At 71.5% G+C, this 13442-nt stretch carries 11 protein-coding genes; 3 read left to right on the top strand and 8 right to left on the bottom strand.

What is annotated here, in order from left to right; translation table 11 throughout:
* Nucleotides 1-72: 72 nt before the first annotated feature.
* Entirely contained in the window at nt 73-633 is a 561-nt protein-coding gene (locus ACIBF5_RS24995; protein ID WP_396815297.1) for a hypothetical protein, read from the bottom strand.
* A 170-nt stretch (nt 634-803) separates the two neighbouring features.
* On the opposite strand from ACIBF5_RS24995, the gene ACIBF5_RS24990 reads away from it, so the two are divergent.
* Nucleotides 804-1205: a hypothetical protein gene (locus ACIBF5_RS24990; protein WP_396815296.1), complete on the top strand. Its 402-nt coding sequence runs from the start codon at nt 804-806 to the stop codon at nt 1203-1205.
* Between the two features lie 227 nt (nt 1206-1432).
* A complete protein-coding gene (locus ACIBF5_RS24985; protein WP_396815295.1) occupies nt 1433-5323 on the top strand; it encodes a S8 family serine peptidase in 3891 nt (1296 codons plus the stop codon).
* A 115-nt stretch (nt 5324-5438) separates the two neighbouring features.
* On the opposite strand, the gene ACIBF5_RS24980 is transcribed toward ACIBF5_RS24985, so the two are convergent.
* The 4 genes from ACIBF5_RS24980 to ACIBF5_RS24965 form a co-directional block, all read right to left on the bottom strand.
* Nucleotides 5439-5909, bottom strand: coding sequence for a ribose-5-phosphate isomerase (locus ACIBF5_RS24980; protein WP_396815294.1), 471 nt, complete (start codon nt 5907-5909; stop codon nt 5439-5441).
* Nucleotides 5910-5993: 84 nt separating this feature from the next.
* Nucleotides 5994-7193, bottom strand: coding sequence for a DUF1015 family protein (locus ACIBF5_RS24975; protein WP_396815293.1), 1200 nt, complete (start codon nt 7191-7193; stop codon nt 5994-5996).
* Nucleotides 7194-7279: 86 nt separating this feature from the next.
* Nucleotides 7280-7543, bottom strand: a complete 264-nt coding sequence (locus ACIBF5_RS24970; RefSeq protein WP_396815292.1) for a hypothetical protein — start codon at nt 7541-7543, stop codon at nt 7280-7282.
* 127 nt (nt 7544-7670) lie between these two features.
* Entirely contained in the window at nt 7671-8300 is a 630-nt protein-coding gene (locus ACIBF5_RS24965) for a disulfide bond formation protein DsbA (protein ID WP_396815291.1), read from the bottom strand.
* A gap of 217 nt (nt 8301-8517) precedes the next feature.
* Here ACIBF5_RS24965 and pepN point away from each other — a divergent pair, with 217 nt between their 5' ends.
* Nucleotides 8518-11058: an aminopeptidase N gene (pepN, locus tag ACIBF5_RS24960; protein WP_396815290.1), complete on the top strand. Its 2541-nt coding sequence runs from the start codon at nt 8518-8520 to the stop codon at nt 11056-11058.
* A 111-nt stretch (nt 11059-11169) separates the two neighbouring features.
* On the opposite strand, the gene ACIBF5_RS24955 is transcribed toward pepN, so the two are convergent.
* From ACIBF5_RS24955 to kynU, 3 genes are all read right to left on the bottom strand, one after another.
* Nucleotides 11170-11583 (bottom strand): DUF5130 family protein, encoded by a 414-nt coding sequence (locus ACIBF5_RS24955; protein ID WP_396815369.1) that lies wholly within the window; start codon nt 11581-11583, stop codon nt 11170-11172.
* A gap of 7 nt (nt 11584-11590) precedes the next feature.
* Entirely contained in the window at nt 11591-11866 is a 276-nt protein-coding gene (locus tag ACIBF5_RS24950) for a hypothetical protein (RefSeq protein WP_396815368.1), read from the bottom strand.
* 286 nt (nt 11867-12152) lie between these two features.
* On the bottom strand, nt 12153-13424 hold the full coding sequence (gene kynU, locus ACIBF5_RS24945) for a kynureninase (RefSeq protein ID WP_396815289.1): 1272 nt from the start codon (nt 13422-13424) through the stop codon (nt 12153-12155).
* Nucleotides 13425-13442 lie beyond the last annotated feature (18 nt).

Raw genomic sequence — 13442 nt, 5'->3', positions numbered from 1 at the left:
TGATCGGCGCGGCACCACAGAGGTGTTCGGGCCGGAGGTTGCCGCCCGAGCCCCGAGGTCAGGTGCCCGGGATCAGGTGCCGGCGATCCAGTTCCAGGCGTTCACCACCCACTCGGTCTGCCGCAGGTAGGCCACCCCGACGCCGGCGAGGAAGATCCCGGCGACCAGGTGTGCCCCCCGGGCGCTGCGGCGTACCCGACCCAGTTGCCGTTCCAGCACGACCCGGCCGAGCAGCCGGGTCAGGGCGAAGAGACCGACCGCCACCAGCAGGGTGAGCAGGAAGGCCACCACCGGACTGGTGAAGTCGCCTCGGGCCGAGATCGCCCAGACACCCCAGCAGACGAAGGCGAAGAGCCCGCCGAGCGTGCTCCAGTGACTGCCCTTGCGCAGTTGCCGCAGGTGGTACGCGAGCGGCATCCGCTCCCGTGGCTCGTCCTCGATCGGCCAGCCGGTCCCGGTCTCCTCGTGTGGGGCGACAGGAAAGGACTCGGTGCTCCGCTCGGTCCGGGGCGCGCGTGGGCCGACCGAAGCCACCCCGCGCTGGAAGCCGTCCCGCTGCGGCGGCACCTCGACGGTCTGCTCGGCCCACGGCTGCGTGGTCTGGTCGGTCCACCGCTGCGTCTGGTCTGACATCTGTTCCTGTCCTCCCCCATCGGGGCCGGGTGACCCGTCCCGATTCGAGGGTAACCAGAGCACAAACCGTCCGCGTGGCGGCATCGACCGATTGTGGAATCGGGCATCGATCGACAGACCGACGGAGATCGCCCATCTCCGGTCGACCGGAGGGCGGGTACCGTCGGCACATGGCTGATCCTGAGCGTCGTCGACGTCGGCACCGGCACGGTTCCACCGCCGGCCCCGATGGCAGCACCGACGACTGGACTCCGGAGGGGCGGTCGGCGACCACCTCCGAGGTGCACGATCCGGTCGTGGAGTCCGACGCGCCGCGACGCTCGCCCGGTCCCGACAGACATCGGGGCGGCAACGGTGGTGGGCACGGGAACGGATCCGACGACCGGGACAGCGAACGCGGCCTGCGCGGTCTGATCGGATCGGGCGCCTCCCAGGTCGGCGTCAGCGCGGCGATGCGGGCACGGGACGCTTCCCGTCCGTCCGAGGCCGACCTGGCCGAGGCCGAGCAACGGGTGGTGGTGATCCGCCGCAACTGGGTGCCCCGCGAGGATCTGCCCCGCAACGGCCGATGACCGTACCCGGTCCGGTCTCTTTGTCGTAGATCGGTCACTTATGTTGCTGACACCGCGATAACTCTGCGTAAATCCGACCCGTACGTTCCGCACAGCGCGACGTCCCCAGCCCGCCCCCGCCGGGCAGCCGGCGCCGGGCGCGGAGTCGCAGGTAGGGGGCACGGATGTCGGATCCACGGGTACCTGTCGGCAACCACCGGGGCCGGCAACGGAATTCACTCGCCGTGATGCTCGTTCTCGTACTCGCGGTAACCCTGGCGCCAGTGACAGCCACCGCCGGCACCCGGAGCGCGGCACCGGTCAGCCCCGAGGTGACAGCCGCCGTACGTGCCGGTGCCACCGCCACCTTCCTGGTCTACCTCCGGGAACGGGCCGACCTGGGCGGCTCCGCCCGACTCGGCGACTCCGACGCCCGCGCCGTCGAGATCCACCATCGACTCACCGAGACCGCGCTCCGTACCCAGCGGGGTCTGGTAGCCGAACTGACCACGAGGAAAGCACGGCACACGGCGTACTGGATCAGCAACGCCGTCCGGGTGGAGGGCGACCAGGCCCTGGTCGACGCGATCGCGGCCCGCCCGGAGGTGGAACGGATCGTGCCGTCACGCAGCTACCCGCTGGTGAAACCGAAGCCGGTCGAACGAGCCGAGGCGGCCGAGGCCGAGTGGGGCCTGCTCAACATCGAGGCTCCCCGGGTCTGGGACGAACTGCGCGTACGCGGAGAGACCGTCGTCGTCGCGAACATCGACACCGGGGTCGAGTACGACCACCCCGCGCTGGTCGCCGCCTACCGGGGCAACCAGGGCAGCGGCACCTTCGACCACAACTACAACTGGTACGACCCGTCCGGTGTCTGCCCGGACGCCGCCCCCTGCGACAACAACTCACACGGCACCCACACCATGGGCACCATGGTCGGCAGCGACGGCCCGGAGAACCGGATCGGGGTCGCGCCCGGCGCCCGGTGGATCGCCGCCAAGGGCTGCGAGTCCAGCACCTGCTCCGACGCCGCACTGCTCGCCGCCGGCCAGTGGGTGCTCGCCCCGACCGACCTCGGCGGCCACAACCCCCGCCCCGACCTGCACGCCGACATCGTCAACAACTCGTGGGGCGGTGGCAGCGGCGACCGCTGGTACGCCGACACCGTGGACGCGTGGCGGGCGGTCGGCATCTTCCCGAACTTCTCCACCGGCAACACCGGTCCGGAGTGTGGCACCGCCGGCTCCCCCGGCGACTACCCGCACTCGTACGCCGCCGGTGCGTACGACAGCGACAACGTCATCGCCGACTTCTCCAGCCGGGGCGCCTCCTCGGTCGACGACGGGATCAAGCCGAACATCGCCGCCCCCGGCGTGGAGATCCGTTCCAGCGTGCCGGGGCACTCGTACGACTTCTTCAGCGGCACCTCGATGGCGGCACCGCACGTCGCCGGCACGGTGGCGCTGCTCTGGTCGGCGGCGCCGACGTTGCGCGGGGACCTGGCCGCGACCGAGGCGCTGCTCGACGGCACCGCCATCGACGTCGACGCGGTCGAGTGCGGCGGCACAGTGGACGACAACAACACGTTCGGCGAGGGCCGACTCAACGCGTACCAGGCGGTCCTGGCCGCCCCACGCGGGCCGGTCGGCACCGTGACCGGCACGGTGACCACCGCGACCGACGGCGACCCGGTCCCCGGCGCACGGGTCAGCGCCGCCGGGCGTGGGGTCAGCACCGGCGACGACGGGCGTTACTCGCTCGTGCTGCCGGCCGGCCGGCAGACGGTCACCGCCGCCGGCTACGGCTTCGTCGCCCAGACCACGACCGTCGAGGTGCCCGAGGGCGGTGCCGCCACCCGGAACTTCGCCCTGGTGGCGGCGCCGACCGTGACGGTCTCCGGGCGGGTCAGCGACGGCTCCGGCCACCGCTGGCCGCTCTACGCCGCGATCGAGGTCCCCGGCCGCCCCGGCGGCCCGGTCTTCACCGACCCGGTCACCGGACGGTTCAGTTTCGCCGTGCCGGGCAGCACCACACACCGGCTCACCACCACCGCCCGCTACCCCGGCTACCCGCCGGTGACCACCACGGTGAAGCTCGGCGCCACGGACAAGACCACGAACATCGCGGTGCCGGTCGGAGCCGACTGCCTCGCCCCCGGGTACGCCAACGCCGACGGCGGCTGCGTCGCCGTGCCGGGCGGCCTGGTCGCCGGCTTCACCACGGACCAGAACACCTCGGCCCCGCTGACCGGGGTCAAGGTGGTCCGCGCGGACCAGGCGACCGGGCTGCCGTACGCGTTGTCGGCGGCGACGCCGGACGACCCGAACCTGCCCGACGGCTTCTACTCGCTCTTCTCCAACCGGGTCGGCAGCCTCCAGTTCCAGGCCGGCCGGTCCGGGTACGCCACTTCGTCGGCAGCGGTGGTGGTGGCCCGGGACAACGTCACACGGGCCGACTTCGCGCTGCGGGCCGGCCGGTTGACGGTCAGCCCGCCCAGCGTGGTGACGCACCAGCCGTACGGCAGCACCCGTACCGCGACGGTCACGCTCACCAACACCGGGAGCGCCCCGGCCGAGGTCGAGACGCTGGAACGCCCCGCCTCGTTCGGCCCGCTCTCCCGGCCCGGTGCCCCGCTGGTGGAGCGGAAGGTCACCAGCCCCGGCGCCGCCCCCCGGGCAGGTACGTCTCGTCCGTCGCTCGGCACCTCTCCGTACCGGGGCGCCGCCCGGAACCCGTCGGCTCCACAGGACTGGTCACCGGTCGCCGACCTCCCCTCCCCCGGTTACGACAACGCGGCAGCGACCTGGGGCGGCCGGGTCTACACCGCCGGCGGCGGCCTCGGGGAGGGCAACGCGCACCACGCCTCGGTCTACGACCCGGCGACCGAGAGCTGGGCCCGGCTGTCGGACCTGCCCGGCGGGCGTGGCAAACCGTCGATGGCGATCACGAACGACAAGATCTACGTCGTCGGTGGCTGGGAGGAGGACGAGGACGACTGGGACGCCCCGCCGCTGCCGAGCGTCGTCGGTTACGACCTCGCCACCGGGGGCACCTGGCAGACATTGGCCGGGGTGGTGAACCCGGCGCCCCGCGCGGCGGCCGGCACCGCCGTGGTCGGCGGCAAGCTCTACCTGGTCGGGGGCTGCGTGGACACCGAGTGCGCACCCTCCGCCGACCTGGTCGTCCTGGACCTCGGCACGCTGCGCTTCAGCACCGGCGCGAGCTACCCCCGCGACGTCTCCTGGGCCTCCTGCGGCGGCATCGACGGCCGGGTCTACTGCGCTGGCGGGGCCGGGAACGATCCGGTCAACGACGCCTACGTGTACGACCCGGAGACCGACGCCTGGAGCCCGCTACCCGCGCCGCCGGTGCCGCTCTGGGGCTCCCAGTACGCCGCCGCCGGCGAACTGCTGGTGGTCAACGGGGGGCTCCGGGGCGACCAGGACGTGATGACCAACCGCACCATCGCCTTCGACCCGGTCCGCCAGAGCTGGTCGGAGCTGCCGAACTCGCACTTCGCCCAGTTCCGGGGCGCCGGGGCGTGCGGCGCGTACAAGCTCGGCGGTCTGTCGGAGGAGGGGACCGCGTCTGGGCAGGTGGAGCGGCTCGACGGCCTCCAGGCGTGCGAGGACGCGGTCGACGTACCGTGGCTGGCGCTGACTCCCGCCACGTTCACGCTCGCGCCGGGTGAGTCGAGGACGGTGACGGTGAGCCTCACCGCCGGGGCGGTGAACGGGATCGACCAGCCCGGCGCGTACGCCTCGACGGTGGCGTTCCGGGCGGACATCCCGTACCCGGCGCCGACGGTCCCGGTGACGATGAACGTCGCGCCACCGCCGAGCTGGGGCAAGATTCAGGGGACCGTACTCGGCCGGCCCTGCTCCGGGGCACCGGTCCCGGTGCCGGCGACAGTGCAGATCAACCTGGTCACCGACCCCACCAGCGGTTACACGCTCAGCGCGGACGAGCAGGGCCGGTACGCCCTCTGGCTGCCCCGGGGGCGGTACGACGTAATCGTCGCCCGGGACGGTTGGAAGCCGCAGAGCCGACGGCTGCGGATATCGGCCGGCCTGGTGTCGACGGTTGATTTCACCCTCGACCCGGTCCGCTCGTGCGGAAACCGGGCGGGCGGCCTCTGAGCCGGCGCGGCCTCTGAGCCGGCGCGGCCTCTGAGCCGGCGCGGCCTCCGAGCCGGCGGCCTCCGAGTGGGAACCGGGCGGGCGGTCTCTGGGCCGCTCCGCCCGGTGCACCGACTCAGGCGGGCAGGCTCGGCAGGGCGCCGGTCTCCTCATACTCGGTGACCTGGGCGATCCGGCGGGCGTGCCGCTCGTTGCCGGAGAACGGCGTGGTCAGGAACGCCTCCACGATCGCGGTCGCCTCGTCCAGGGTGTGCTGGCGGGCGCCGACCGCGACCACGTTCGCGTCGTTGTGCTGCCGCGAGAGCTGGGCCGTCTCGACGCTCCAGGCCAGTGCCGCCCGGACTCCGGCGACCTTGTTCGCGGCGATCTGCTCGCCGTTGCCCGAGCCGCCGATCACGACCCCGAGGCTCTCCACGTCGTCGACCACGTGGTCGCCGGTGTGCAGGCAGAACGACGGGTAGTCGTCGTCCGGGTCGAACACGTGCGGCCCCACGTCGACCACCTCGTAGCCCTGCTTGGCCAGGTGGTTGACCAGGTGCACCTTCAACTCGTAACCGGCGTGGTCGGATCCCAGGTAGACGCGCATGGCAGGCAGTCTCTCAGCTCGCTTCGGGGCCGCGACGCGCAGGCGCCGGCAACCAGGTCCGGCTCACATCCGTACCGGCCCGGCTCATGCGTTCAGCTCCGCCAACACCAGGCCACCACGGGCCTTCGGGGTGAACCAGGTGCTCTTGCGGGGCATCTTCTGCCGGGCCAGGTTCACCGCCACGAAGTCGTCGACGGTCACCGGGGCGATCAGCACGGCCAGCTCCGCCCGCCCCCGGTCGACCTCACCGGCGAGCCACTCGGCGGAGTAGTCGCCCCCGACGTACGTGATCCGCTTGTCGCCCGGGTCCAGCCCGAGCGCGTCGCGCAGCAGCACCCGCTCGACCAGGGCGTGGTCGAGGTTCTCCACCACCGCGCCGTCGGCGCCCGGCAGCGTCACCGCGTACGTCCGACCGGCCAGGTAGAGCCTGACCGGCTCCCCCGGTGCCGGCACGGTCGGCGCCCCGTCGACCGGTTCGACCCGTGCCCCGACCGACCGGAGCCGGTCGAGCAGTTCCTCCGGGGTGCTGGTCAGCTCGCTCACCAGCCGGTTGTAGGGCTGGATCGCCACCGAGGCCGGTGTGGTGATCACGCTGAGGAAGCGCGGAATGCCGCCGGTCTGCGCGGCCAGACTGCGGTGGTTGCCGTCCGCGACGACCAGTTCACCGCCGCCGGCCAGCGCGCGTAGCTCGTCCTGCGCCGCCCCCGGGCCGAGCAGCCAGATCGCGTGCGTCCGGCCCGCCTGGTCGATGTCGGTCGCGGCGGGCGCCCCGGCCGCGTCGGTCGCCGCGGCGAGCGCGACGTGCAACTCGTCGCCGCGCCCGGTCTGGAGCAGCAGTACGGGTGAGAGCAGGTGCCCGGTCGCGTCGGCGAGAGCGACCCGCTCCCTGACCTTGGCGATGAAGACGTCCTCGTTGCGGATCACCAGCCCCGGCTCGTCGGCGTTGGTGGAGATCTGGTCGGTGTCGACCAGGGCGAACATCCCGTAGCCGGGCTCGTCGACCGGTGAGCTGATCCGGTAGAGGACGACCACCTGCTCCGCCGGGGTGTAGCTGCCGTCGGCCTTCGCCTCGGCCAGCCGGGCCACGGCGTCGGGCAGGGACTCGGCGAAGGAACGGCCGAGGCTTTCCGGCGCCCGGTGCGGCATCTCGATGGCGAGAGCGCTGTGCGGGTTGGCCTCGATGATCGCGGTGATCTCCGCGTCGTCGGCGAACTCGTCATAGTTCTGCGCGCCGGTGCCGCCGGTGGTGATCCAGGCCCGGGCGATCGGGTGTACGACCGTCATGTCCGGTGACGCTACCGGGCGGGCGTCGTACCCGGCTGTCGATCCCCCACGCGAGTCCACTCGCTGGGTGTGCTCGACGTGCGCGGTCAGTTGGCCGGCGCGTGGCGGCGGTGCCGCCCGCCCCGGCGGCGTGCCACCGGTGCGCTCGCCAGCAGCGCACTGGTCGGCACCGGCGCGGCCCCGACCACGATCGGCGGGGCGACCAGGTCGGCGAGGTGCTCGGGCAGACCGGGGTGCAGCGCGGGCCACCGGCAGCCGTCCACCGACCAGTAGGCGCCGCCCAGGTTCCGGGCCACCACCTCCGCCGGCAACGCACGGGGCTGCTCAAGATCAGGGTGCTGCTTCGGCATCGGGGCCTCTCCGGTGGTCGGTCGTGACCGGGCGGCCGGCGGAGCCGCCGCGTCGGACGCAGGGTCCAACGAGCGCACCCGCCGCCCGGTCACGCCGCCTGGTTACGGCATCCGTCACGCCTGCCGGTCAGTCGAAGACCGGCCCCACCGTGCGCGAGCGCTTCAGCTCGTAGAAGCCGGGAGTGCCGGCGACCAGCAGTACGCCGTCCCAGAGGCGGCCGGCCGCCTCGCCCTTCGGTGCCGGGGTGACGACCGGGCCGAAGAAGGCAACGGTCTCCCCCTCGACCGGGCCGGGAGCGTGGATCACCGGCGTGCCGACGTCGGTGCCGACCGGACGCATGCCGGCCTCGTGGCTGGCCCGCAACGCCTCGTCGTACGCGGTGGAGTCGGCGGCCTCGGCCAGCGCCGGGTCCAGACCGGCGTCGGTGAGCGCGGCAGCGTACATCTCCGGGCCCCGTTCCTCCTTGCGGAGGTGAATCCGGGTGCCGAGCGCGGTGTAGATGTCACGGACCGCCTGCTGCCCGTACTTCTGCTCGACCGCGATGCAGATCCGCACCGCCCCCCACGCCTTTTTCAACGATTCGCGGTACTCCGCCGGTAATTCGTCCCGCCCCTCGTTCAACACGGAGAGGCTCATCACCCGGAATTCGACGTCGACCGGGCGGACCTGCTCGACCTCCAGCAACCAGCGGGAGGTCACCCAGGCCCAGGGACAGGCCGGATCGAAATACATGGTGGCGCTCGTGCGCTCAGGCACGGCGACTCCCTTCACTATTGACGAACGGCGAATTCCTATCCAACTCCACAAATCTTCACCCCGACGATGCCTGTACGGCACTGGGATGAGACCGTGAGTTGGACCACCCCCGCTCACTCCCCCGCGTGAAACACTCGACCGGGAGCCACCGGGGGTGGATCTTCGCTGTCAGTGGGGACAGCAGGCGAGCTGCGGATGGAGAAATGACGTGCCGGGAGTGCGCAACCTTACTCAGGTCGAGGCAACCGAGCGGGCCCGCCTGCTCGACGTAGCCGGATATGACATCAGCCTGGACCTGACCTCCGGCGACCAGGCCGCCGACGATCGTACCTTCCGTTCGGTGACCGAAGTCCGGTTCCGCTGTACCGAGCCAGGCGCCAGCACCTTCATCGAACTCGCCGCCGACTCGGTGCGGTCGGCGACGCTCAACGGCACGCCGATCGACCTCGTCACCTGGTCCGCGGAGAAGGGTCTCACCCTGACCGACCTGGCCGCCGAGAACACCCTCGTGGTCGACGCCGACTTCGCCTACTCGGCGAGCGGCCAGGGTCTGCACCGTAGCGTCGACCCGGTCGACGGCGAGACGTACCTCTACAGCCAGTTCGAGACGGCCGACGCGCAGCGCGTCTTCGCCTGCTTCGACCAGCCCGACCTGAAGAGCGTCTACACCTGGCACGCCACCGTCCCCGCGCACTGGCGGGCGATCTCCAACATGCCGGTGACCAGCGAGGAGACCAACGGCGAAACGAAGACCGTCCACTTCGCCGAGTCGGCCCGGATGAGCACCTACATCACCGCTCTCTGCGCCGGCCCGTACCACGAGGTCCGCTACACCCACGACGGCATCAGCATGGGCTACTACTGCCGGGCCAGCATGGCGGAGTACCTCGACGCCGACGAACTGCACCTGATCACCACACAGGGATTCGACTTCTTCCACGAGCAGTTCGGGGTCCGCTACCCACTGCCGAAGTACGACCAGCTCTGGGCACCGGACTTCAACGCGGGCGCGATGGAGAACTTCGGCTGCGTCACCCACTCCGAGACGCACTACATCTTCCGTTCCCAGGTCACCGACTTCGAGCACGAGCAGCGGTCGAACACGGTGCTGCACGAGCTGGCCCACATGTGGTTCGGCAACCTGGTCACCATGCGGTGGTGGAACGACCTCTGGCTCAACGAGTCGTTCGCCGAATGGGCCAGCCACTGGGCCAACTCGAACGCCACCCGGTTCACCGACGCGTGGACGACCTTCCTGTCCGTCCGCAAGAACTGGGGCTACCGGCAGGACCAGCTCTCCTCCACCCACCCGGTCTACTGCGAGATGCCGGACCTGGAGGCGGTCGAGGTCAACTTCGACGGCATCACGTACGCCAAGGGCGCCAGCGTGCTCAAGCAGCTCGTCGCGTACGTCGGCGAGGAGCCGTTCCGGGCCGGTCTGCGCACCTACTTCGCCCGGTACGCCTGGGGCAACGCCACCTTCGACGACCTCCTCTCCGAGCTGGAGGCGGCCTCCGGCCGGGAGCTGCGCAAGTTCGCCGCCCAGTGGCTGGAGACGTCCCAGGTGAACACGCTGCGGCCGGAGGTGACGATCGACGCCGACGGCAACTACCAGCGGGTCGTCGTACGCCAGGAAGCGCCCACCGACTACCCGACCCTGCGCACGCACCGGATCGGGGTCGGCCTCTACGACCTGCGCGACGGCCGGCTGGTCCGGCGGGACCGGCTTGAGGTCGACGTGGCCGGCGAGGCGACCGAGCTGCCCCAGCTCGCCGGGGTGCCGGCGCCGGACGTACTGCTGCTCAACGACGACGACCTGACGTACGCGAAGCTTCGTCTCGACGAGCGGTCGATGGCAACGGTGGTGCAGCACGTCGGCGCGTTCGAATCCTCCCTGGCACGGGGCCTCTGCTGGGCCGCGGCCTGGGACATGGTCCGAGACGGCGAACTGGCCTCCCGTGACTACGTCGCCCTCGTACTGGCCGGGCTCCCCGCCGAGACCGACATCAACCTGGTCACCCAGACTCTGCGCCAGGCGACGAGCACACTGGCCATGTACGCCGACCCGGAGTGGGCGGTGACCGGCTGGGCCGACCTGGCGCGTACCGCCCGTACCGCGGTGCGGCTCGCCGAACCGGGCAGCGGGCTGCAACTGGCCTGGACCCGCGCGTACGCCTCCGCGGTCCGCTCCGACGAGGAGCTGGCCACGATTCGCGGCTGGCTCGACGGGGTGGACGTGCCGGACGGGCTGGCGATCGACACCGAGTTGCGCTGGACGCTGCTGCGGGCCCTGGTGGCGAACGGTGCCGCCGGGAGCGCCGAGATCGACGCCGAACTGGCCGGGGACCGGACCGCGAGCGGTGAGCGCGAGGCGGCGCTGAGCCGGGCGCTGGTCCCGACCGCGCAGGAGAAGGACGCGACCTGGGCCGCGCTGACCGGCGAGGAGGCCCTGCCGAACTGGCGCAACCGGGCCCTGCTCCAGGGTTTCCAGCACCCGGCCCAGGTGGAGCTGACCGCGCCCTACAGCGCCCGGTACTTCGAGTCGCTGGGGCAGGTGTGGGCGAGCCGGGACAGTGAGCCCGCGCAGGAGTTCGTCGTCCTGGCGTACCCGTCCTACCAGGTGAGTGCGGAGACGATCGCCGCCACCGACGAGTGGCTGGCACAGGAGGGGCACCCGGCCCCGCTGCGCCGGCTGGTCACCGAGGGCCGTGACGGGGTGGTCCGGGCGCTGAACGCCCGTGCCCGCGACGCCGCCTGACACGCGAAAACCCCGGCGGGGTCATCGGATCACCGATGCCGCCGGGGTTTTTCAGCAGGTGGTTAACAGGGGGCCCTTGTTATACGGAAAGCGATAACAAGGGGCCCTTCCTTACGCCGCCTTGCCGGCGCGGCTGGCGAGCTGGTCGAGGCCGCTGATGATGCCACCGGCGAGGTCGCCGCCACCGAAGGCGGCCACCATGGAGAGCGCGGCCAGCTTGGCGTCCCGGTCGGGGATACGCTTACGCGCCTCAGCTCCGGTGATCACCTCCAGCATCCGCTGGTTCGGCGACACCGCGATCAGCACCGACCTGGCCGGGTCGGCGAGCTGTTCCAACAGCCGTACGGCGTGCTCGCGTACCGGCTCGTCCAGCGCACCCACGTAGACCGTGAAGACCAGTCCGCTGCCCTGGTCGGCGAGGCGCAACGCCTCGTCGATGCGGAGCAACTGGCGGGTGGAGAACGGACCGTCGAGCACGTCCGGTCGACCCACCGGCTCCGGCTCAGCCGGGCTGTACGTGGTCATGGTCTGCTCACCAGCGGTCACTTGCGCCTCCCGTTGTGCCCGCCGGAATCGGCGTACCCGTGGTCTCGGTCTCCGCACCGGTCAACTCGGCCGCGCGGCCACTGCCGCGCAGTGCGGCGGTGGCGGAACCAGCCAGATTCTCCGGTGCGGACAGGAACCAGACCGGTGTGAAGTCGAACGGACGCCCTGGCCGATACCGCTTGGCGCTCCGGCCGCCACCGGCGAGCGCCAACACGGCGATCACCAGCACCACGGCGGCCGGGACGCCGACGAAATACAGCAAGGTGTCGGTAACCGTCCACTGCTCGGTAGCAGACAACCTCAACGCTCCCAGGCGTGATAGGGACCAAGACACCCGGCCCAGGGTGGGCGGCCAGGCTGCCGGTCCGCTCCGACTCAGACTGTGTCAACGGTATCGTGCAGCGACGCGCCGCGTATCTCGGGGTGGCGAACCGACCCCGCATTGACCTGCCCGGGACCGGGCGCGGGCGGTACCGATCGGTGTCTGTCGCCGTACCGGACAACCGGACACCGCCCACGCGTGGACACGAAAACGCCCGAGGAACCCGTTACTCGTCAACCGTACGGGCGAGCGCGTCGGCCAGCCGCCAGCAGTCGTGGTACGTCGAGTAGAGCGGGACCGGTGCGGCCCGGATGACGTCGGGTTCACGGGAGTCGGTGAGCACCCCGTGCTCGAACCGCAGTCGCCGGGCCAGTTCGGCGGCGCTGCCCTGGCCGATCCGCAGCGAGAGCTGGGCTCCGCGCCGCTGCGGGTCACGCGGGGTGAGCAGGCTCATCGGTCGGGTCGCGACGACCTCGTCGAGCACGCGCTCGGCGTACGCGGTCAGCCGTACGCTCCGTTCGCGGAGCGCGGTCATTCCGATCTTGTCGAAGAGTTCCAGTGAGGTGCGCACCGGCCCCATCGCGAGGATCGGCGGGTTGGAGACCTGCCAGGCGTCGGCGGTGGCCGGCGGCCGGATCCGCGCGGTCATTTCGAACCGGGTCGCCGGTTCGTTGCCCCACCAGCCCTCGAACCGGGGCAACCCGGGATCGCCGAGGTGCCGCTCGTGGACGAACGCGGCAGCGATCGCACCCGGCCCCGCGTTGAGGTACTTGTACGTGCACCAGGCGGCGAAGTCCACGTCCCAGTCGTGCAGTCGCAGCGGTACGTTGCCGGCCGCGTGGGCGAGGTCCCAGCCGACCACCGCGCCGGCTGCCCGACCGGCCCGGGTGATCGCGGGGATGTCCATCAGCTCGCCGGTGAGGTAGTTGACCCCACCGAGCAGCACCAGCGCGACGTTCTCCCCCTCCCGTTCGAGGTAGTCGAGCACGTCGGCGGTGCGCAGGTTCTCCTCGCCCGGACGGGCGCGCAGCCGTACCACCACCTGGTCCGGGTCGAGCCCGTGGAAGCGCGCCTGGCTCTGCACGGCGTAGCTGTCCGAGGGGAACGCGGTGTCCTCGATGACGATCCGGTTCCGGGCACCGGACGGGCGGTAGAACGAGACCATCAGCAGGTGCAGGTTGACCGTGAGGGTGTTCATCACCACGGTCTCCGCCGGGAGGGCGCCGACCAGTCGCGCGGCCGGCTCGGTGAGCAGACTGACGTACGGGGTCCAGGGGCGGGCACCCTCGAAGTGGCCCTCGATCGCCAACCGGGCCCAGGTGTCCAACTCCTCCAGCAGTTCCGCCCGGGTGGCCCGGGGCTGGAGACCGAGGGAGTTGCCGACCAGGTAGGCGGCCTCGGCGTACCGTCCGCCCTCGGCGGGCGGGATCAGGAACAGGTCGCGCTGGCCAGGGTCGGCGGCGTCGAGACGGTGAGCTTCTTCTTCGGTGAAGGGCATCTTCGCTTCCACTTTCGG

Source organism: Micromonospora sp. NPDC050417 (assembly GCF_044458865.1).
In the GTDB taxonomy this organism is placed as follows: Bacteria; Actinomycetota; Actinomycetes; order Mycobacteriales; family Micromonosporaceae; genus Micromonospora_G.
This window is presented reverse-complemented; position numbering and strand designations above follow the sequence as displayed.